Raw genomic sequence first — 20,794 nt, 5'->3', positions numbered from 1 at the left:
GGAGCGTCGAAATGAGTGTCGATGAAAAGCGTATCCGCGAATTCGCGTACCAGATCTGGGAGTCCGAAGGTAAACCGGTAGGCGAGGAAGAGCGCCACTGGGAGATGGCCCGCAAGCTTGCCGAAGCCGAGGCCCTGGCGCCCAAGGCCGCCCCGCGCAAGAAGGCTGTGGCCAAACCGAAGGCGCCCGCCGAGCCCAAGGCTGCGGCACTGCCGGCCGGCAAGCCGGTGGCCGAGAAAAAGCCCCGGGCGCCGCGCAAGCCTGCCGCCGGCTGATCACCACCTGCCGCGCAACCCATGACCTGTAGGAGCGGGCTTGCCCCGCGGCGAAGGCACCTCGGCGCATGGCACGGGCCTGGCCCGTGATCGCCAGGCAAGCCCGCTCCGACAGCGCACTGCTGAACCCAATCCACCTGGCCAGACGAGAACTGCCATGACCCCACGCACCCCGAAGAAAACCCGTTCCGTCGCGCCAACCCGGATTCGCGAGGGCCTGCCCTTCCCGCTCGGCGCCACCTGGGACGGCCTCGGCGTCAACTTCGCGCTGTTTTCCGCCAACGCCACCAAGGTCGAACTGTGCATCTTCGACGCCAGCGGCGAGCAGGAACTCGAGCGCATCGAGCTGCCCGAATACACCGACGAGATCTACCACGGCTACCTGCCCGATGCGCACCCGGGGCTGGTCTATGGCTACCGCGTGCACGGACCGTACGAACCGCAGAACGGTCACCGCTTCAATGCCAACAAGCTGCTGATCGACCCCTACGCCAAGCAGCTGGTGGGCGAGCTGAAATGGTCCGAAGCGCTGTTCGGCTACACCCTCGGCCACCCCGACGACGACCTGTCGTTCGATGAGCGCGACAGCGCGCCCTTCGTACCCAAATGCAAGGTGGTCGATCCGGCCTTCACCTGGGGCCGCGACCAGCGCGTGCAGATCCCCTGGGAGCAGACCGTGATCTACGAAGCCCACGCCCGCGGCATCAGCATGCGCCACCCGGCGGTGCCCGAGCACCTGCGCGGGACATTCGCCGGCCTTGCCAACGACGAGCTGCTGGGGCACATCAAGGACCTGGGCGTATCGAGCATCGAGCTGCTGCCGATCCATGCGTTCGTCAACGACCAGCACCTGCTCGACAAGGGCCTGAACAATTACTGGGGCTACAACACCCTGGCCTTCTTCGCCCCGCACCCCAAGTACCTGGCCAGCGGCAAGATCGCCGAGTTCAAGGAGATGGTCGCGCACGTTCACGAGAAGGGCCTGGAAGTGATCCTCGACGTGGTCTACAACCACACCGCCGAAGGCAACGAGCGCGGCCCGACCCTGTCGATGCGGGGCATCGACAACGCCTCGTACTACCGCCTGATGCCCGACGACAAGCGTTACTACATCAACGATTCCGGCACCGGCAACACCCTCGACCTGAGCCACCCCTGCGTCCTGCAACTGGTCACCGACTCGCTGCGCTACTGGGCCGGCGAGATGCACGTCGATGGCTTCCGTTTCGACCTGGCCACCATCCTGGGGCGCTATCACGACGGCTACAGCGAGCGCCACAGCTTCCTCGTCGCCTGCCGCCAGGATCCGCTGCTGCGCAGCGTCAAGCTGATCGCCGAGCCCTGGGACTGCGGCCCCGGCGGCTACCAGGTGGGCAACTTCGCCCCCGGCTGGGCGGAATGGAACGACCGCTTCCGCGATACCGCGCGGGCGTTCTGGAAAGGCGACGAGGGGCAACTGGCCGACTTCGCCGCGCGCCTGACCGCCTCCGGCGACATGTTCAACAACCGTGGTCGACGTCCCTACGCCTCGGTCAACTTCATCACTGCGCACGACGGCTTCACCCTGCGCGACCTGGTGTCGTACAACGACAAGCACAATGAGGACAACGACGAGAACAACCAGGACGGCACCAGCAACAACCTGTCGTGGAACTGCGGCGCCGAAGGCCCGACCGACGACCCTGAAATCAAGGCCCTGCGCCTGCGCCAGATGCGCAATTTCTTCGCCACCCTGCTGCTGTCGCAGGGTACGCCGATGATCGTCGCCGGTGACGAGTTCAGCCGCACCCAGCATGGCAACAACAATGCCTACTGCCAGGACAGCGAGATCGGCTGGGTCAACTGGGACCTGGACTATGAAGGCCAGGCACTGCTGAAGTTCGTCAAGCGCCTGACCCGACTCAGGCTGCAATACCCGGTGCTGCGCCGCTCCAGCTTCCTGGTCGGCGACTACAACGAAGCGATCGGGGTCAAGGACGTCACCTGGCTAGCCCCTGACGGCAACGAAATGAGCGTCGAGCAGTGGGAAGACCCACACGGGCGTTGCCTGGGCATGCTGATCGACGGCCGCGCGCAGGTCAGCGGCATTGCCCGGCCAGGGGCGGAGGCGACCGTGTTGCTGATCGTCAACGCGCACCATGACGTGGTGCCGTTCAAGCTGCCGAGCGTCCCGGAAGGCGAGCACTGGAGCTGCCTGGTCGACACCGACCGGCCGGAACTGCGCAAGGCCCAGCACCTTGCGTTCGACAGCACCTTCGACGTGGCCGGCAGGTCACTGCTGCTGATGGTGTTGCAGCGCGAAGAAGACTGATTGCCTGGCGAGGGCGCCGCTAGCAATGTTTCGGCATAGCGGCGCCCGGCGAAAGAACCAGACTGGCTATGGCCGGACACATGCTCCGAAAATTCAATGAATTAGCGCCACCAATGACGCTTTCACACCGCGCTCACCTTTTCTTGACGCAACTGCCGACCTCTCCTTAGCTGAACATATCGCCCACTGCGAAAACTTCGCGCCGAGCTCTCTGGCCCGCGCCCTTGTGCGTGCCGGCAAGCTTCGCGTGCTGGTTTGTGTCGCCCCCTGTTTCGTGTCGTACAGCTCGTGACAACAGGCCAGGTCCTTGGCTGTTACCCACACAACAGGAGATCCGCCATGAAACGAGCATCGAACCCCCGGCGCCTCGACCGGCTGTTCTGCGCGGTTTCCACCTCGCTGCTGCTGGCAACCCCGGTGGAAAGCTTCGCCTTCGGGATCAACGACGAAGAGCCCTTCGCCCAGCTGCTGCAGCAGCCGATGATGCCGCAGCTGTCGCTGGACCCGATCAGCGCCAGCGGCCTGGGCATGGGTACCCTGCAAGCCTTCTCGCAGCAGATGAATGCGCGCCACGGGCAGCTGTCGGCGGACATGGCCGCCAGCCCGTGGGCGCAGTTCTTCCCCGGCGCTGGCCGACCGATCGGCGAAGCACCGGCGCGCCTGGAGGCACCCAGCCAGCAATTGCTGATCGGCCCGGACCTGTTCGTACGCGAGACCGCAGACGGCAACGTCCACCGCGCCGGGGTGTTCGTCGGCCACAACAACCTGCAGAGCAGCTTCAACGGCATGCGCCCGCTGCTCGGCGACAAGCAGCGCAACGCGGTCAACCTCAGCGGCGAGAGCCTGGGCGTTTACTGGAGCATGACTCACGACCAGGGCTGGCACGTGGACGCGGTGGCCATGGGCACGCGCATCGAGGTCAACGGCCGCAGCCAGAGTGGCCAGCGTCTGGATGACAGCGGCCACGCGATGACCTTCTCGGTCGAGGGCGGCTTCCCCATCGGCCTGGGCAAGAACTGGGTGATCGAACCGCAGGCGCAGTTGATCAACCAGCAGTTCTTCCCCGGCAACCAGGCCCAGGCCGACACCTTGCAGGCATTCGACAGCCAGCCCAGCTGGAGCGGCCGGGTCGGTGCAAGATTGTCGGGGCGCTACGAAGTGCGCGGCATGCCGATCGAGCCCTATGTACGCACCAACGTCTGGTACGACTTCAGCAACAGCGATGCAGTACGGCTCGATCAGGTCGACAAGATCTCCAGCTCACGCAGCGCCGCAACCGTGGAGCTGGGCCTGGGGCTGGTGGCGCGGGTAACGCCCACCGTCGCGCTGTTCGTCAGCGCCGACTACAGCAGCGATGTGGACGACAACGACCTGAACGGACTGATCGGCAGCCTTGGGGTACGGATGCGCTGGTGATGCGCCGCGACATCAGGCGGGTTTCATGACCAGAACTCCCAACGGCGGCAGGTTCAAGGCCAGCGACATCGGCTGCCCATGGCTGGCCACCGCTTCCCCGGCGACCGCCCCAAGGTTGCCGACGTTGCTCCCGGCATACAGCTCGGCATCGCTGTTGAGCAGTTCGACCCAACGTTCGCCGAACGGCACGCCGATGCGGTAGCCCTCGCGCGGCACCGGGGTGAAGTTGGCCACCACCAGCAGGGGTTCGCCGGCGCTGCTCCAGCGCAGCCAGGCATACACGCTGTTGGCGGCATCGTCGCCGATCAGCCATTGGAAGCCCTGGGGCTGGCAGTCCTGCTGGTGCAGTGCCGGCAGCTCGCGGTACAGCCGGTTGAGATCGCCCACCAGCTTCTGCACGCCCTGGTGCTCGGAATACTGCAGCAGGTACCAGTCCAGCTGCTGGTCGTGGTTCCATTCACGCCACTGGCCGAACTCGCAGCCCATGAACAGCAGCTTCTTGCCCGGGTGCATCCACATGAAGGCCAGGTAGGCGCGCAGGTTGGCGAACTTCTGCCAGCGATCGCCGGGCATCTTGTCGATCAGCGAGTGCTTGCCATGCACCACCTCGTCATGGGAGATGGGCAGGATGAAGTGCTCGGAATAGGCGTAGATCAGCCCGAAGCTCATCTCGTTGTGGTGGTGGGCGCGGTGCACCGGGTCGTTCTGGATGTAATGCAGGGTGTCGTGCATCCAGCCCATGTTCCACTTGTAGGCAAAGCCCAAGCCGCCTTGCTGGGTGGGTTGGCTGACCCCGGGCCAGGCGGTGGATTCCTCGGCGATGATCAGGGCGCCGGGCGCTTCGTGCAGGGCGATGTCGTTGAGCTGGCGAATGAAGTCGATGGCCTCGAGGTTCTCGCGCCCGCCATGGCGGTTGGGCACCCACTCGCCGGCCTTGCGCGAATAGTCGCGGTACAGCATCGAGGCCACGGCATCGACGCGCAGGCCGTCGATATGGAAGTGCTTGAGCCAGTGCAGCGCCGAGGCCAGCATGAACCCGCGCACTTCATTGCGCCCGAGGTTGTAGATCAGCGTGTTCCAGTCCTGGTGGAAGCCTTCGAGCGGGTTGTCGTACTCGTACAGGGCAGTGCCATCGAAGCGCGCCAGGCCGTGTTCGTCGGTGGGAAAGTGCGCCGGCACCCAGTCGAGGATCACGCCGATGCCCCCCTGGTGGCAGGCATCGATGAAGGCGGCGAAATCTTCGGCGCTGCCATAGCGCGAAGTCGGTGCGAACAGCGACAGCGGCTGGTAGCCCCAGGAACCGCCGAACGGGTGCTCCATGATCGGCAGCAGTTCGATGTGGGTGAAGCCCAGTTCCTGCACATAGGGCACCAGGCGTTCGGCCAGCTCGCGCCAGTTGTAGTAGCGCGCCACCTCACCGGCCTCGTCCAGCTCGCAGCGCCAGGAGCCGGCGTGCAGCTCGTAGATCGACAGCGGCGCGCTGTAGGCATGGCGCTGGGCCCGCTGCTCCATCCACGGCTGGTCGCGCCAGTCGTGGCTCAGGGCACCCGCCACCTTCGAAGCGGTGCTCGGCGGCAACTCGGTGGCGCGGGCCAGGGGGTCGGCCTTGAGCGGCAGCACACCGTCCTGGGCGAGCACCTCGAACTTGTAGGTCTCACCGACCGCCAGGCGCGGAATGAACAGCTCCCACACCCCGGCGTTATGGCGCAGGCGCATGGGGTGGCGACGCCCGTCCCAGTTGTTGAAGTCGCCGACCACCGACACCCGGCGAGCGTTGGGCGCCCAGACCGAGAAGCACACTCCGTCGATGCCGTCGACCTGGATCGGCTGTGCACCGAAGCGCCCGGACAGGTCGCGGTGATTGCCTTCGGCGAACAGGTACAGGTCCATCTCGCCCAACTGCGGACCGAAGCTGTAGGGATCCTCGGTGACCTGTTCACCACCGGCCCAGCCGATCTGCAGGCGGTACGGCTGCCGCTCGCCCAGATGAGCGGTGAACAGGCCCGGCAGGCTGCCCTGCTCCATCTCGGCCAGCAGGCGCCCGTCCTGTCGCGCCAGCACCCGCACGTTCAGGGCTCCGGGCAGGAAGGCACGGATGACCTCGCCGCCAGCGCCGTCGGCGTGCGGGCCGAGCACCGCGAACGGGTCGGCGTGCTCGGCACTGGCCAGGGCGTCAAGGTCACGCTGGCGGAGGCCGCCGTTACTGCGCGTGGTTACATTCATCTCACTGCCCCTTTCCATATATTTGTCAAAGTGACGCAGTGCCTGGCACGGGCTGCGCCGGTGCCAGGCAACGCTGGCGCCGCTACTGGGTTCATGATTCGCCCCAGGTACTGATCAGCCCATGCAGGCCATGCAAGGGCACGGCCAGCCAGCTCGGGCGGTTCTCGGCTTCGTAGATGATCTCGTAGGCGGCCTTCTCCAGGCAGAACAGCTCCAGCGCGGCGCGCTCGCCCTCGGCCCGTGCCCAGGCATGGGGCATGGCGGCGGTGGCCAGGCCGTAGGCTTCGACGAAGGCGTGACGCGACTGGTGCAGGTAATGCCTGGCGACCCGTTGACGGGCCTGGCGCGCGGCATCGGACAGGTCGACCGCCGAGGCACTGCGCAGGATCATCGCTGCAGCATAGTCGAAGGACCGCAGCACACCGCTGACGTCCTTGTAGGGGCTGTGCTTGGCCCGGCGCTCGTCCAGCGCACGGGCTGGCTCACCTTCGAAGTCGATGAGGTAGGCATCGCCCTGCACCACCAGTACCTGGCCCAGGTGCAGGTCGCCGTGCACGCGCATCAGCAGGCCGCCCTGGGCCTGCCGGGCGAGGGTCTCGATGTGCTGCGCCAGGCCGTCGCGCTGTTGTTGCAGGTCGTCGACCAGTGCCTGGCTGTCGCTGTCCAGCTGCTGGCGATGCTGGGCCAGCAGGTCGAGCGCGCGACTCAGTTCGGCCTGGATCTGCCGGCTCCAGCGCTGGCTGTCCCGGGCATCGCTGGGGCGTGGGGCAAAGGCCTGGTCAGCGGTCGGTGCGGCCAGCAGCAGGTGCATTTCACCCAGGCGCTGGCCGAGCAAGGTGGCAAAACCTGCCAGTTCTGCCAGAGCATCGGTGTGCGCCTCGGTACTGGCCTGGGCAGGTTCCATCTCGTCACGGATGGCTCGCTCCAGGGTGTTCTGGGTCCAGGACCAGGCATCGCCCTGATTGCTCAGGTAGCCCTGGGCGATCATCAGCAGATGGTCCTGCCGTTGCTCATCCACCCGGCTGACCCAGGCCAGCAGCGGCGAGATATTGGCAAAGCCGACGGCAGTCAGATAGGCGCTCATTTCCAGTTCCGGGTGAATGCCCGGGTTGACCCGGCGAATCAGCTTGAGCACCACCCGCTCGCCGATCACCACCGAGCTGTTGGACTGCTCGGCACTGAGGTAACGCACCTCGCTGTCGTCGCCCAGCTCGAGCCCGGCCAGTTGTGCGGTGCACTGGAAGCGCAACTCGCCAGCGTCGGTCGCCAGGTGCGTGCCATCGGCGCAGGCCTGCATGACCGCGCGCACGAACGACTCCTGGACGAAGGCATCGGTGATCAGCCCGACCTGGCGCCCCCGGCGCACTCGCGACAGCGCCAGTTGCTGGGGCAAGGCCGTGTTGATCTGCTCTTCCGGCAGCAGGCCGAACGGCAACTGGTAATGGCTGGTCACGCCGTCGCTGAGCACCTCCAGCTCGCTGAGCAGCACTGGCGAACCGGCGGTGCCCAAGCGCACACCATAGCGGATGCGCACTGCGTCGATCGGCCCTTCCTTGCCGGCGAACCAGCGGCGCTTGGGCAAGTATTGCGGCAGGATCGCCCCCTGCAGGGTGTCCACCGAGGGCGCTTCGAGCAACTCCTCCAGACGCTTGCGCAGCACCAGCGTGGTCAGTTCCGGCAAGCCTTCGGTGGCCTGCACGTGCCAGCTCGGCATACGGTCGTGGGAGGCCAGCAGGAACCAGTAGAAGGCATACGGCGGCAGGGTCAGCAGGAACGGCAGCTGGCCGATGGGCGGGAAGGCACTGCCGCCGAGCATCTCCACCGGCACCCGCTCGGCATACTGCGACAGGTCCAGTTCGGCGGCCTGTGCGGCGCGCGAGACGTTGGCCACGCAGAGGATGGTCTCGCTGTTGCCGTCGGCGTCGGTGTATTCGCGCACGTAGGCGAGGATCCGCCGGTTGCTGGGGGTGAGCATCTTCAAAGTACCGCGACCGAAGGCCTTCTGCTGCTTGCGCACCGCCAGCAGGCGCCGGTTCCAGTTGAGCAGCGAGTGCGGATCGTGGCTCTGGGCCTCGACGTTGACCGTCTGGTAGCCATACAGCGGATCCATGACCGGCGGCAGCACCAGGCGCTGGGGGTCGGCCTTGGAGAACCCGCCATTGCGGTCGGGCGACCACTGCATCGGCGTGCGCACGCCGTCGCGGTCGCCCAGGTAGATATTGTCGCCCATGCCCAGCTCATCGCCGTAGTACAGGGTCGGGGTGCCAGGCATCGACAGCAGCAGGCTGGTCAGCAGCTCGATGCGACGACGGTCGCGCTGCAGCAACGGGGCCAGGCGCCGACGAATGCCGAGGTTGATGCGCGCACGGCGGTCTTCGGCGTAGTGGTTCCACAGGTAGTCGCGCTCGCGGTCGGTGACCATCTCCAGGGTCAGCTCGTCGTGGTTGCGCAGGAAGATCGCCCACTGGCAGTTGGCGGGAATCTCCGGGGTCTGGCGCAGGATATCGGTGATCGGGAAGCGGTCTTCCATGGCCAGGGCCATGTACATGCGCGGCATCAAGGGAAAGTGGAAGGCCATGTGGCATTCGTCGCCATCGCCTTCGCCGAAGTACGGGCGGGTGTCTTCCGGCCACTGGTTGGCCTCGGCCAGGAGCATGCGATCAGGGTAGTTGGCGTCGATCTCGGCGCGGATCGCCTTGAGCACGGCGTGGGTCTCGGGCAGGTTCTCGTTGTTGGTGCCGTCGCGCTCGATCAGGTACGGAATGGCATCCAGGCGCAGGCCGTCGACGCCGATATCGAGCCAGAAGCGCATGACCCCGATCACCGCCTTCATCACCTGCGGGTTGTCGAAGTTGAGGTCTGGCTGGTGTGAATAGAAGCGGTGCCAGAAGTACTGGCCGGCGACCGGGTCCCAGGTCCAGTTGGACTTCTCGGTGTCGAGGAAGATGATCCGCGTACCGTCGTACTTCTGGTCGTCGTCCGACCACACGTAGAAGTTGCGCGCCTGGCTGCCGCGCTTGGCATGACGGGCGCGCTGGAACCAGGGGTGCTGGTCGCTGGTGTGGTTGATGACCAGCTCGGTGATGACCCGCAGCCCGCGCTTGTGCGCTTCGCCGATGAAACGCCTGGCGTCGGCCATGCTGCCGTAGTCGGGGTGCACGGCCTTGTACTCGCCGATGTCGTAGCCATCGTCGCGCCGCGGCGAGGGGTAGAACGGCAGCAGCCAGAGGGTGTTGACCCCCAGTTCGGCAATGTAGTCGAGCTTGCTGATCAGGCCCGCGAAGTCGCCGATCCCATCGTTGTTGGCATCGAAGAACGACTTGATGTGCAACTGGTAGATCACCGCATCCTTGTACCACAGCGGATCGTCGATGAAGGCTGCCGGGCGCGAACGCTTGGCCATGTGCGACTCCTTTCAGTTCCTGGTTTGTGGGGGAGCGGATCGGCTCCGGCACAACGATCAGTGAAGCTTGCTGATGCGCCAGATCCCGAACGGCTGGTGCCAGGGTTCGATACGCATCCACTGGGTCTTGCCATGCCAGGTCCAGCGGTGCCCGGTCATCAGGTCCTCGCCTTGTGTATCGGCGTTGTCGTCGAGCCCCAGCTCCCACAGCGGCAGTTCGAAATGCGCTTCCTGGGCGTTGTGCGGATCGAGGCTGATGGCAACCAGGATGAAGTTGTCGCGCTCGGGCGTGCGCTTGGCGAAATACAGGATCTGCTCGTTCCAGCAATTGAAGAAGGCCACGCCCAGGTGGGTCTGCAGCGCTCGGTTCTGGCGGCGGATGCGGTTGAGCTGGGCGATCTCGGCAACGATGTTGCCGGGTGCGGTGAAGTCGCGCGGGCGGATCTGGTACTTCTCCGAATCCAGGTACTCCTCCTTGCCCGGCAACGGCGTGCCTTCGCACAGCTCGAAGCCCGAGTACATGCCCCACAGCCCCGAACCCATGGTCGCCAGCGCCGCACGGATGAGGAAGCCCGGGCGGCCGCTAGCCTGCAGAAAATAGGGGTTGATGTCGGGAGTGTTGACGAAGAAGTTCGGCCGGTAGCACAGGCTCCACGGCGGCTGGTTGAGCTGCTCGAAATATTCGCGCAACTCCTGCTTGGTATTGCGCCAGGTGAAATAGGTGTAGCTCTGCGCGTAGCCGACCTTGCCCAGGCGCGCCATCATTGCCGGGCGGGTGAACGCCTCGGCGAGGAACAGCACATCGGGGTACTGGCTGCGTACATTGGCGATCAGCCATTGCCAGAACGGCAAGGGCTTGGTGTGCGGATTGTCGACACGGAAAGTGCGCACGCCCTCCTCGACCCAGCCGATCACCACATCGCGCAGCGCCAGCCACAGCGAGGGCACGGCGTCAGGTGCGTAGAAATCGACGTTGACGATGTCCTGGTACTTTTTCGGCGGGTTCTCGGCGTAGCGGATGGTGCCGTCCGGGCGCCAACTGAACCAGCCTGGGTGCTCGCTAAGCCAGGGGTGATCCTGGGAGCACTGGATGGCGAAGTCGAGGGCGATTTCCAGGCCATGCTCGGCGGCGGCGGCGACCAGCCGACGGAAGTCTTCGCGGCTGCCCAGTTGCGGGTGAATGGCATCGTGGCCGCCCTCGGGGCTGCCGATCGCGTAAGGGCTGCCCGGATCGTCAGGGGCGGCTTGCAGAGCGTTGTTGCGGCCCTTGCGGTGCTGCTTGCCGATGGGGTGGATCGGCGGGAAATACAGCACGTCGAAACCCATGTCGCGGATCATCGGCAGGCGCTGGTGCACATCGTCGAAGGTGCCATGGCGTTCGGGGTCGTCGGTGATCGAGCGTGGGAACAGCTCGTACCAGCTGGCGAACAGCGCCCGCTCGCGATCCACGTCCAGCGGTAGTTCGGGGCTGCGGGTCAGGTAGCTGCGGTGTTCGGCCTGGCTCATCAGGCTGGCGCTTTCAGGGCTCAGCAGCAGCGCCACCTGATCGTCCGCCGTCAGCGTCGGCAGGCGCTGCTGCAGCGCTTCGAGCTGCGCACGCAAGGGACCGTCGCTGCGCTCGATGCCCTTGCCCAGCAGCAACCTGCCCTCCTCCAGCTCCAGCGTGACCTCGACACCGGCGTGGTACTTCTTCTCGAGGTCGTGGCAATACGTGGCGTAGGGATCGATCCAGGCTTCGATGCCGAACAGGTGCAGGCCCGGCTCCACTGGCGTGAACTCGGCAAGCCACAGGTCGTTGCCTGCCGAAGTCATCGGCACACCATGCGAGTGCCGGCTATGGGCCTGGCGCCAGTGCAGCGTCACGGCCAGACGGTCATGGCCGTCGCTGTAGACCTTGCTGGTCACCTGCACCGCCTGCCCGCTCACCGCCTTGGCGGCAAAGGCACCGGCATCGAGCACGGGAGTGGTGTCCTCGATGACGATGCGCGGCGCCAACAGCGCCTGGGACAGGCTGATGGCCTGGTCCGGGTGATCGTTGGCCTTGGGCACTTGCTCGAAAGGCACGCTTGCGAAGGGCTCATTACCAGACATCGGACCTTGCTCCCCTGAGCTGGTGGGCGGTAAGGGTTCAGAGCCATGCCTGCACGGTGGGTTCAAAAAAATTGAGCGAATGGCGGCTGCAGTCGGTCGAAGCCTGCAGAACCTCTTCATCCACCCCGCGAGGTCAGGCCATGAACATTCCCATTCCACCGGAGACGCCCGATCCGAACATCGACGACCCGGCACTGCCGCCGCCGGTACCCGAGGAAGATCCGGACGAACTGCCGATCAAGCCGACGATGCCGCCGACAGTGGGCGACCCGCCGAGCCAGGAGCCGCCGGTGAAAGCTTGAGGATAGCTGCAGGTGGCGAGTTGCAAGCGGCAAGTTGCGCCGGCCGCTTGAGCCTCACAGCTGCAGTTCTTCGACGCTGATCTCGCGCATCCGAAACTTCTGCACCTTGCCGGTGACCGTCATCGGGAACTCGTCGACCAGGCGCAGGTGCCGGGGCACCTTAAAATGCGCGATACGCGCCTTGCACCAGGCCTGCAGTTCCTCGACCGTGACGCTGTGGCCCGGGTGCAGTTTGATCCAGGCGACGATCTCTTCACCGTAGCGGCTGCAGGGAATGCCGATCACCTGCGCGTCGGCCACTGCGGGGTGGGTGTAGAAGAACTCCTCCAGCTCGCGCGGATAGATGTTCTCGCCGCCGCGAATGATCATGTCCTTGTTGCGCCCGACAATGCGCACATAGCCCTGCTCGTCCATCACCGCCAGGTCACCCGTGCGCATCCAGCGCGCCGGGTCGATGGCCTGGTGAGTGGCTTCGGCGTTATCCCAGTACCCCAGCATCACGCTGTAGCCGCGGGTACACAGCTCGCCGATCTCGCCGCGCGCGACGATCGCCCCGTGCTCGTCCACCAGCTTGGTCTCCAACTGCGGCTGGGTGCGCCCGACCGTGGTCACCCGCAACTCCAGCGCATCGTCCGGACCGGTCTGCAGCGACACCGGGCTGGTCTCGGTCATGCCGTAGGCAATCTGCACCTCGGCCATGTGCATCTGCTCGATCACCCGGCGCATCACCTCGATCGGGCAGGTAGCACCGGCCATGATGCCGCTGCGCAGGGTCGAGAGGTCGAGGGTGCTGCGTGACGGATGGTCGAGCATGGTGATGAACATGGTCGGCACGCCATAGAGAATGCTGGCGCGCTCGTCGGCCACCGCCTGCAGCGTCAACTCGGGATCGAAGGCATCGTTGGGGTAGATCATGGTGCTGCCATGCGTGATGCAGCCCAGGTTGCCCATGACCATGCCGAAGCAGTGGTACAGCGGCACCGGAATCACCATGCGGTCGTGCTCGCTCAGGCCCAGGCTTTCGCCGACCATGAAGCCGTTGTTGAGGATGTTGTAGTGGCTGAGCGTGGCGCCTTTCGGCGCGCCAGTGGTGCCGGAGGTGTACTGGATGTTCACCGCCTGGTCGAACTGCAAACCCTGCTGCCTCGCCTGCAGCGTCTGGGCATCGACCTGCCCTGCCCGTTCGGCCAGCGCCTCCCACGCCAGCATGCCGCTCGGCGGAGTGGACGACAGGCTGATGACGCCACGCAGGTCCGGCAGGCGTTCACTCACCAGCGGCTGCGCACCGAGTTCGGGCACCAGTTCTTGCACCATCGCGTGGTAGTCGGACGACTTGAAGGCATCGGCGCACACCAGCCAGCTGCAACCGGACTGACGCAACACGTACTCCAACTCACCCACCCGGTACGCCGGGTTGATGTTGACCAGGATCGCGCCGACCTTCGCCGTGGCGATCTGCAGGATGCACCACTGGGCGCAGTTCGGCGCCCAGATACCGACTCGATCGCCGCTGGCGATCCCCAGCGCAATCAGGGCCCGGGCATGCACCTCGACCTGGTCGGCCAGCTCGCGCCAGGTGTAGCGCAGGCCCTGGTGACGCACCACCAGTGCTTCGCGCTCGGGCCAGCGGGCGACCGTGGCGTCGAAGGCCTGGCCGATGGTCAGGGTCAGCAGCGGTTGCTCCTGACGGCCGCGGGTATAGCTTGGTTGAGGCATGGTGGTCCCTTCTTGTGGTTGTTCTGGGCATGACTGAAGCAGGCGGCGATTACTCTGGCGCAGATTTACGTTTACGTAAAGGTGATGATCCAATTGACAGTCCCGAAAGGCAGGTTTACGTTAACGTCAACCACGAGCACCGATCCTGTGGGAGCGGGCTTGCCCGCGATGAGGCCGGACCAGACAACATCGCTGGCCGTTCTGACGGGCATCGCGGGCAAGCCCGCTCCCACAGGGTCGGTGCAGTACCTCGAATTTCAAGAACAACAAGGTGCCCCCATGCATTACCCCAGCCTGAACTTCGCCCTGGGCGAGACCATCGACATGCTCCGCGACCAGGTGCGCACCTTCGCTGCCGCCGAACTCGCCCCACGTGCCGCCCAGATCGACCACGACAACCTGTTCCCCGCCGACATGTGGCGCAAGTTCGGCGACATGGGCCTGCTGGGCATCACCGTGCCGGAAGAATACGGCGGTGCCGGCCTGGGCTACCTGGCCCACGTGGTGTCGATGGAAGAGATCAGCCGCGCCTCGGCCTCGGTCGCGCTGTCCTACGGCGCCCACTCCAACCTGTGCGTCAACCAGATCAACCGCAATGGCACCCATGAGCAGAAGCTCAAGTACCTGCCCAAGCTGATCAGCGGCGAGCACATCGGCGCCCTGGCCATGAGCGAACCCAACGCCGGCTCAGACGTGGTGTCGATGAAACTGCGCGCCGAGAAACGCGGCGACCGCTATGTACTCAACGGCAGCAAGACCTGGATCACCAACGGCCCCGACGCCAACACCTACGTGATCTACGCCAAGACCGACCTGGACAAGGGCCCCCACGGCATCACCGCGTTCATCGTCGAGCGTGACTGGAAGGGCTTCTCGCGCAGCAACAAGTTCGACAAGTTGGGCATGCGCGGCTCCAACACCTGCGAGCTGTTCTTCGATGGCGTCGAAGTGCCGGAAGAAAACATCCTCGGCCAGCTCAACGGCGGCGTGCGCGTGCTGATGAGCGGCCTGGACTACGAGCGCGTGGTGCTCTCGGGCGGCCCGACCGGCATCATGCAGAGCTGCATGGACCTGGTGGTGCCGTACATTCACGACCGCAAGCAGTTCGGCCAGAGCATCGGCGAGTTCCAGCTGATCCAGGGCAAGATCGCCGACATGTACACCCAGCTCAATGCCAGCCGCGCCTACCTGTATGCCGTGGCCCAGGCCTGCGATCGCGGCGAGACCACGCGCAAGGATGCCGCCGGGGTGATCCTCTACACCGCCGAACGCGCCACGCAGATGGCCCTGGAAACCATCCAGATTCTCGGCGGCAACGGCTACATCAACGAATTCCCGGCTGGCCGCCTGCTGCGCGACGCCAAACTCTACGAGATCGGTGCCGGCACCAGCGAAATCCGCCGGATGCTGATCGGTCGCGAACTGTTCAACGAAACCCGCTGAGCACAAGGAGCTGGCGTTCATGGCTACCCTGCACACCCAGATCAACCCGCGCTCGGCGGAGTTCGCCGACAACAGCGCGGCCATGCTCGAACAGGTCGAGGCCCTGCGCACCCTGCTGGCCCAGGTCAGCCAGGGCGGCGGCGCCAAGGCCCAGCAGCGCCACACCTCGCGCGGCAAGCTGCTGCCGCGTGAGCGCATCGACCGCCTGCTCGACCCGGGCTCGGCGTTTCTCGAGATCGGCCAACTCGCCGCCCATGAGGTGTATGGCGAAGACGTGCCGGCAGCAGGTGTGATCGCCGGCATTGGCCGCGTCGAAGGCGTCGAGTGCATGATCGTGGCCAATGACGCCACGGTCAAAGGCGGCTCCTACTACCCGCTGACCGTGAAGAAACACCTGCGCGCGCAGACCATCGCCCTGCAGAACCGCCTGCCGTGCATCTACCTGGTCGACTCCGGCGGCGCCAACCTGCCGCGCCAGGACGAGGTGTTCCCTGACCGCGAGCACTTCGGGCGAATCTTCTTCAACCAGGCCAACATGAGCGCACTGGGCATCCCGCAGATCGCCGTGGTGATGGGTTCGTGCACCGCCGGTGGCGCCTACGTGCCGGCCATGGCCGACGAGGCGATCATGGTGCGCCAGCAGGCGACCATCTTCCTCGCCGGCCCACCCCTGGTGAAAGCTGCGACCGGCGAGGTGGTCAGCGCCGAGGACCTCGGCGGCGCCGACGTGCACTGCCGCACCAGCGGCGTGGCCGACCACTATGCCGACAATGACGAGCACGCCCTGGCCATCGCCCGGCGCAGTGTCGCCAACCTCAACTGGCACAAGCAGGGCAAGCTGCAGTGCCAGGCACCGATTGCCCCGCTGTATGACGCACAAGAGCTGTATGGCGTGGTCCCGGCCGATGCCAAGCAACCGTTCGATGTGCGCGAGATCATCGCGCGCCTGGTCGACGGCTCGGTGTTCGATGAGTTCAAGGCCCTGTTCGGCACCACCCTGGTGTGCGGCTTCGCCCACCTGCATGGCTATCCGGTGGCGATCCTGGCCAACAACGGCATCCTCTTCGCCGAGGCCGCGCAAAAAGGCGCGCACTTCATCGAACTGGCCTGCCAACGCGGCATCCCGCTGTTGTTCCTGCAGAACATCACAGGGTTCATGGTCGGCAAGAAATACGAGGAAGGCGGCATCGCCAAGCACGGCGCCAAGCTGGTGACCGCAGTGGCCTGCGCCCAGGTGCCGAAGTTCACGGTGATCATCGGCGGCAGCTTCGGTGCTGGCAACTACGGCATGTGCGGGCGCGCCTACGATCCGCGTTTCCTGTGGATGTGGCCCAACGCGCGAATCGGCGTGATGGGTGCCGAACAGGCCGCCGGCGTGCTGGCCCAGGTCAAGCGCGAGCAGAGCGAGCGCAGTGGCGAAGTGTTCAGCGCCGAGGACGAAAAACAGCTCAAGCAGCCGATTCTCGACCAGTACGAACGCCAGGGCCACCCCTACTACTCCAGTGCACGGCTGTGGGATGACGGCGTCATCGACCCGGCGCAAACCCGTGAAGTGCTGGGCCTTGCCTTGTCCGCCGCGCTGAACGCCCCGATCGAACAGAGCCGCTTCGGCATTTTCCGGATGTGACCCATGAGCGATTTCGCCACCCTTGAAGTGATCAAGGACCCTCGCGGCTTCGCCACCCTGTGGCTGAACCGTGAAGACAAGAACAACGCCTTCAACGCGCAGATGATTCGCGAGCTGATCGTGGCCATCGACCAACTGGGCGAGGACACCAGCCTGCGCTTCGTGCTGTTGCGCGGCCGTGGCCGGCACTTCAGCGCCGGCGCCGACCTGGCCTGGATGCAGCAGTCGGCGCAACTGGACTTCAATACCAACCTGGACGATGCCCGTGAACTGGGCGAGCTGATGTACAGCCTGCACCGCCTGAAGGCGCCGACCCTGGCCGTGGTCCAGGGCGCAGCCTTTGGCGGCGCGCTGGGCCTGATCAGTTGCTGCGACATGGCCGTTGGCGCCGAGGATGCCCAGCTGTGCCTGTCGGAAGTGCGCATCGGTCTGGCCCCGGCGGTGATCAGCCCGTTCGTGGTCAAGGCCATCGGCGAGCGCGCCGCACGCCGCTATGCCCTGACCGCCGAGCGGTTCAGCGGCGTGCGCGCCCGTGAACTGGGCCTGCTGGCCGAGGTGTATCCGGCCGGCGAGCTGGAAACCCAGGTCCAGGCCTGGATCGACAACCTGCTGCACAACAGCCCCCAGGCCCTGCGCGCCACCAAGGACTTGCTGCGCGAAGTGGACGACGGTGAACTCAGCCCGGCCCTGCGCCGCTATTGCGAGAACGCCATCGCGCGTATCCGCGTCAGCCCCGAAGGCCAGGAAGGGCTGCGCGCGTTCCTGGAAAAACGCCGCCCCGCCTGGCAACCCGACGACAAGGAACCTCGCCCATGAGCCAACCCACGCTGACCACCCTGCTGGTCGCCAACCGCGGCGAGATCGCCTGCCGGGTGATGCGCACCGCCAAGGCCATGGGCCTGACCACGGTGGCGGTGCACAGCGCCACCGACCGTGACGCCCGGCACAGCCGCGAGGCCGATATCCGCGTCGACCTGGGCGGCACCAAGGCCGCCGACAGCTACCTGGTGATCGACAAGCTGATCGCTGCGGCCAAGGCCAGTGGTGCCCAGGCGATCCATCCCGGCTACGGGTTCCTGTCCGAGAACGCAGGCTTTGCCCGCGCCATCGAGCAGGCCGGGCTGATCTTCCTCGGCCCACCGGCCAGCGCCATCGACGCCATGGGCAGCAAGTCGGCGGCCAAGGCGCTGATGGAAGCGGCCGGTGTACCGCTGGTGCCCGGTTACCACGGCGAGGCCCAGGACCTGGAAACCTTCCGCGCCGCAGCGGCGCGCATCGGTTATCCGGTACTGCTCAAGGCCAGCGCCGGCGGCGGCGGCAAGGGCATGAAGGTGGTCGAGCAGGAGAGCGAGCTGGCCGACGCCCTGGCCTCGGCCCAGCGCGAGGCGCAGTCGTCGTTCGGCGATGCGCGGATGCTGGTGGAAAAGTACGTGCTCAAGCCGCGCCACGTGGAGATCCAGGTGTTTGCCGACCAGCACGGCCACTGCCTGTACCTCAACGAGCGCGACTGCTCGATCCAGCGCCGTCACCAGAAGGTTGTCGAAGAGGCGCCAGCGCCGGGCCTGTCGGCGCAACTACGCCAGGCCATGGGCGAGGCCGCAGTGCGTGCAGCCCAGGCCATCGGCTATGTCGGCGCGGGCACGGTGGAATTCCTGCTCGATGCCCGTGGCGAGTTCTTCTTCATGGAGATGAATACCCGCCTGCAGGTCGAGCACCCGGTCACCGAGGCCATCACCGGTCTGGACCTGGTGGCCTGGCAGATCCGCGTGGCCTGCGGCGAAGCCTTGCCGATCACTCAGGCGCAAGTGCCGCTGGTGGGCCATGCCATCGAGGTCCGGCTGTACGCCGAAGACCCTGGCAATGACTTCCTGCCGGCCACCGGCGCCCTGGCCCTGTACCGCGAATCGGCACCGGGCGAAGGCCGTCGCGTCGACAGCGGGGTCAGCGAGGGCGACGTGATCTCACCCTTCTACGACCCTATGCTGGGCAAGCTGATCGCCTGGGGGCAGAACCGCGAACAGGCGCGCCTGCGCCTGCTGGCCATGCTCGACGAATTCGCCATCGGCGGCCTGAAGACCAACATCGCCTTCCTGCGGCGCATCCTTGCCCATCCGGCCTTCGCCGCCGCCGAACTGGACACCGGCTTTATCGGCCGCCACCAGGCGGTGCTGCTGCCCGCCGCCAGCGAGCGGCCGGCGGCGTTCTGGCAGGCGGCTGCCGAAGCCTGGCTGCAGGGCGACGCGCCACTGCGGCGCGCGGACGACCTCGACTCCCCCTGGTCCGAGCGCAGCGGCCTGCGCCTGGGCCTGCCGCCACGCAGCAGCCTGCACCTGACCTGCGACGGCCAGGACCAGGCCGTGGCGCTGCAGAACAGTGCTCCCTCCACATACCAGTTGCAGGGCGAGCAACTGGTGCACGACCAGGATGGCCTGCGTCGCCGCCACTTGGCCGTTCGCCGGCAAGGCGTGCTGTACCTGCAGTGGGAGGGCGAACTGCACAGTGTCACTGCGTTCGACCCGATCGCAGCCGCCCAGCACGCCCATGCGCATCAGGGCGGTATGGGCGCGCCCATGAACGGCAGCATCGTGCGCGTGCTGGTCGAGCCCGGCCAGGCGGTGGAAGCCGGAACGGCGCTGGTGGTACTGGAGGCGATGAAGATGGAGCACAGCATCCGCGCGGCGCAGGCCGGGACGGTGAAGGCACTGTTCTGCCAGGAAGGGGACATGGTCAGCGAAGGGACGGTGCTGGTGGAGCTGGAAGAGGACTGAGGGCCGCGACGCGACTCGACACCAATCCTCCCCCCTGAGGCCGCGCCCTCAGGGGGAGGCAGTGGTGTCTGAGCGCTGGCTCAATGCCGTCCGTGCGACCGCACCACCACGCCCAGCACCTCGAAATCTTCACCGCACAACAGCTTCGGGTAGGTCGGGTTCAGTGGCTTGAGATAACGCTGCCCGCCATCCTCGACCAGTTGCCGGAACATCGCCGAAGTGCCCTTCTGCCGGGCGATCACCAGTTTGCCCGGTGCCGCCGGCACCCCCGGATCGACCAGTACCAGCATCTGCTCAGGCACGCTGGGGCCACTCGGCGCGCTCATCAGGTCGCCTTCGACCGGTAGCCAGAACGCCTTGCCCAGCGCCGGATAGTCGGTCTGCTCATAGACGATGCAATCCTCCGGCAGCGGCCCGTCCAGCTCGGCCCAGGCCAGCACCGGGTAGCGGAAGCACATGATGTACTGCTGCAGGTCGTGGTCGTCGTCTTCTTCATCCACGGCGTAGCTGCCGTTACGCTCGGCCAGCTGGTCGATGCGCACCATGCGCAGCGACACATGCAGGTGCGCCATGCCCAGGGCCTGCAGCACCTGGTTCATCATGCCCACCTTCGGCTGACGTGTGCCGCGCAGCCAATGACCGACGCCGCCCTGGGTCACCCCAACGCGTTCGGCGAGTTGTTCCTGCGAAAGACCCAGCTCTCGCATCCTTTGCTTGACCAACGCGATCCATTTTTCCATCGCCCGCACGATACGGACTGCCCATCAGCGCTCAATACACATATTGTATTATTAATCTGATCGTAAAAAGTACTTTTCGTATTAGTATGCACGTGTATTGATTTCCCCACTCCCCTCGACTGGTAACAGGATGAAACCAATGACATATCCAGAAAAGGATTTGGACAGCGAAGCCGCCCGTCGCGCGCTCGACTACTACCTCAATCCCAACCCGCCCCACGCCAGCATCGACAGCGTGCCCTGGACCCTGCGCAAGGACGTCTCGCCCGAACAGGCCAACGCCCACGCCATGGCCCTGTTGCGCTGCGCGGCAGCCACCGCGCAGGAAACCGGCAGCCACCAGCAGGGGACGACCCGTGAGCTGCTGTTCGCATTGATGCATATGGTGAACATGGCGCGCGCACTGCTGGAGCAGCGATCTGCACCACAGGGGCTATGAAAGGCGGGAGCTCGTGATTGCCGGGTAGCGGCAGTGCCCC

The 20,794-nt window shown here is 65.8% G+C and carries 14 protein-coding genes; 9 read left to right on the top strand and 5 right to left on the bottom strand.

Features of this window, described 5'->3' with window-relative positions:
* The first annotated feature begins 11 nt into the window (after window positions 1–11).
* The 3 genes from AC1TXO_RS09990 to AC1TXO_RS09980 all read left to right on the top strand — a co-directional run bounded on the left by AC1TXO_RS09990 (window position 12) and on the right by AC1TXO_RS09980 (window position 4,002).
* On the top strand, window positions 12–275 hold the full coding sequence (locus tag AC1TXO_RS09990; protein ID WP_486406150.1) for a DUF2934 domain-containing protein: 264 nt from the start codon (window positions 12–14) through the stop codon (window positions 273–275).
* A gap of 157 nt (window positions 276–432) precedes the next feature.
* Window positions 433–2,586, top strand: coding sequence for a glycogen debranching protein GlgX (glgX, locus tag AC1TXO_RS09985; protein WP_486406149.1), 2,154 nt, complete (start codon window positions 433–435; stop codon window positions 2,584–2,586).
* A 339-nt stretch (window positions 2,587–2,925) separates the two neighbouring features.
* Window positions 2,926–4,002, top strand: a complete 1,077-nt coding sequence (locus AC1TXO_RS09980) for an autotransporter domain-containing protein (protein ID WP_486406148.1) — start codon at window positions 2,926–2,928, stop codon at window positions 4,000–4,002.
* Window positions 4,003–4,014: 12 nt separating this feature from the next.
* Here AC1TXO_RS09980 and glgB read toward each other — a convergent pair whose 3' ends face one another.
* The 3 genes from glgB to AC1TXO_RS09965 all read right to left on the bottom strand — a co-directional run bounded on the left by glgB (window position 4,015) and on the right by AC1TXO_RS09965 (window position 11,719).
* On the bottom strand, window positions 4,015–6,225 hold the full coding sequence (gene glgB / locus AC1TXO_RS09975) for a 1,4-alpha-glucan branching protein GlgB (protein WP_486406147.1): 2,211 nt from the start codon (window positions 6,223–6,225) through the stop codon (window positions 4,015–4,017).
* A gap of 91 nt (window positions 6,226–6,316) precedes the next feature.
* Window positions 6,317–9,628 (bottom strand): maltose alpha-D-glucosyltransferase, encoded by a 3,312-nt coding sequence (treS, locus tag AC1TXO_RS09970; RefSeq protein WP_486406146.1) that lies wholly within the window; start codon window positions 9,626–9,628, stop codon window positions 6,317–6,319.
* 57 nt (window positions 9,629–9,685) lie between these two features.
* Window positions 9,686–11,719: an alpha-1,4-glucan--maltose-1-phosphate maltosyltransferase gene (locus AC1TXO_RS09965; RefSeq protein WP_486406145.1), complete on the bottom strand. Its 2,034-nt coding sequence runs from the start codon at window positions 11,717–11,719 to the stop codon at window positions 9,686–9,688.
* 140 nt (window positions 11,720–11,859) lie between these two features.
* Here AC1TXO_RS09965 and AC1TXO_RS09960 point away from each other — a divergent pair, with 140 nt between their 5' ends.
* On the top strand, window positions 11,860–12,021 hold the full coding sequence (locus AC1TXO_RS09960; RefSeq protein ID WP_486406144.1) for a hypothetical protein: 162 nt from the start codon (window positions 11,860–11,862) through the stop codon (window positions 12,019–12,021).
* A gap of 54 nt (window positions 12,022–12,075) precedes the next feature.
* On the opposite strand, the gene AC1TXO_RS09955 is transcribed toward AC1TXO_RS09960, so the two are convergent.
* Window positions 12,076–13,737, bottom strand: coding sequence for an AMP-binding protein (locus tag AC1TXO_RS09955; RefSeq protein ID WP_486406143.1), 1,662 nt, complete (start codon window positions 13,735–13,737; stop codon window positions 12,076–12,078).
* 279 nt (window positions 13,738–14,016) lie between these two features.
* Between AC1TXO_RS09955 and AC1TXO_RS09950 the strand changes: the two genes are divergently transcribed.
* The 4 genes from AC1TXO_RS09950 to AC1TXO_RS09935 are packed head-to-tail and all read left to right on the top strand — an operon-like array spanning window position 14,017 to window position 19,575.
* Window positions 14,017–15,180 (top strand): isovaleryl-CoA dehydrogenase, encoded by a 1,164-nt coding sequence (locus tag AC1TXO_RS09950; RefSeq protein WP_486406142.1) that lies wholly within the window; start codon window positions 14,017–14,019, stop codon window positions 15,178–15,180.
* A gap of 19 nt (window positions 15,181–15,199) precedes the next feature.
* Window positions 15,200–16,807, top strand: coding sequence for a carboxyl transferase domain-containing protein (locus tag AC1TXO_RS09945; protein WP_486406141.1), 1,608 nt, complete (start codon window positions 15,200–15,202; stop codon window positions 16,805–16,807).
* Window positions 16,808–16,810: 3 nt separating this feature from the next.
* On the top strand, window positions 16,811–17,623 hold the full coding sequence (locus tag AC1TXO_RS09940) for a gamma-carboxygeranoyl-CoA hydratase (protein WP_486406140.1): 813 nt from the start codon (window positions 16,811–16,813) through the stop codon (window positions 17,621–17,623).
* Window positions 17,620–19,575, top strand: a complete 1,956-nt coding sequence (locus AC1TXO_RS09935; RefSeq protein ID WP_486406139.1) for an acetyl/propionyl/methylcrotonyl-CoA carboxylase subunit alpha — start codon at window positions 17,620–17,622, stop codon at window positions 19,573–19,575. Before AC1TXO_RS09940 ends, AC1TXO_RS09935 begins: the two co-directional genes overlap by 4 nt.
* A gap of 80 nt (window positions 19,576–19,655) precedes the next feature.
* On the opposite strand, the gene AC1TXO_RS09930 is transcribed toward AC1TXO_RS09935, so the two are convergent.
* Window positions 19,656–20,315 carry a LexA family protein gene (locus AC1TXO_RS09930; protein ID WP_486406138.1) on the bottom strand — a complete coding sequence of 220 codons (660 nt, stop codon included), beginning with the start codon at window positions 20,313–20,315 and terminating at the stop codon, window positions 19,656–19,658.
* Between the two features lie 130 nt (window positions 20,316–20,445).
* Here AC1TXO_RS09930 and AC1TXO_RS09925 point away from each other — a divergent pair, with 130 nt between their 5' ends.
* Window positions 20,446–20,754, top strand: a complete 309-nt coding sequence (locus AC1TXO_RS09925; RefSeq protein ID WP_486406137.1) for a DUF6124 family protein — start codon at window positions 20,446–20,448, stop codon at window positions 20,752–20,754.
* Window positions 20,755–20,794 lie beyond the last annotated feature (40 nt).

It is taken from the genome of Pseudomonas sp. FA117 (genome assembly GCF_057370475.1).
This window is presented reverse-complemented; position numbering and strand designations above follow the sequence as displayed.

Bases quoted from the DNA above. Each gene is read 5' to 3' on its own strand.
- AC1TXO_RS09990 (WP_486406150.1), top strand. From the start codon at position 12: ATGAGTGTCGATGAAAAGCGTATCCGCGAATTCGCGTACCAGATCTGG.
- glgX (WP_486406149.1), top strand. From the start codon at position 433: ATGACCCCACGCACCCCGAAGAAAACCCGTTCCGTCGCGCCAACCCGG.
- AC1TXO_RS09980 (WP_486406148.1), top strand. From the start codon at position 2,926: ATGAAACGAGCATCGAACCCCCGGCGCCTCGACCGGCTGTTCTGCGCG.
- glgB (WP_486406147.1), bottom strand. From the start codon at position 6,225: ATGAATGTAACCACGCGCAGTAACGGCGGCCTCCGCCAGCGTGACCTT.
- treS (WP_486406146.1), bottom strand. From the start codon at position 9,628: ATGGCCAAGCGTTCGCGCCCGGCAGCCTTCATCGACGATCCGCTGTGG.
- AC1TXO_RS09965 (WP_486406145.1), bottom strand. From the start codon at position 11,719: ATGTCTGGTAATGAGCCCTTCGCAAGCGTGCCTTTCGAGCAAGTGCCC.
- AC1TXO_RS09960 (WP_486406144.1), top strand. From the start codon at position 11,860: ATGAACATTCCCATTCCACCGGAGACGCCCGATCCGAACATCGACGAC.
- AC1TXO_RS09955 (WP_486406143.1), bottom strand. From the start codon at position 13,737: ATGCCTCAACCAAGCTATACCCGCGGCCGTCAGGAGCAACCGCTGCTG.
- AC1TXO_RS09950 (WP_486406142.1), top strand. From the start codon at position 14,017: ATGCATTACCCCAGCCTGAACTTCGCCCTGGGCGAGACCATCGACATG.
- AC1TXO_RS09945 (WP_486406141.1), top strand. From the start codon at position 15,200: ATGGCTACCCTGCACACCCAGATCAACCCGCGCTCGGCGGAGTTCGCC.
- AC1TXO_RS09940 (WP_486406140.1), top strand. From the start codon at position 16,811: ATGAGCGATTTCGCCACCCTTGAAGTGATCAAGGACCCTCGCGGCTTC.
- AC1TXO_RS09935 (WP_486406139.1), top strand. From the start codon at position 17,620: ATGAGCCAACCCACGCTGACCACCCTGCTGGTCGCCAACCGCGGCGAG.
- AC1TXO_RS09930 (WP_486406138.1), bottom strand. From the start codon at position 20,315: ATGGAAAAATGGATCGCGTTGGTCAAGCAAAGGATGCGAGAGCTGGGT.
- AC1TXO_RS09925 (WP_486406137.1), top strand. From the start codon at position 20,446: ATGAAACCAATGACATATCCAGAAAAGGATTTGGACAGCGAAGCCGCC.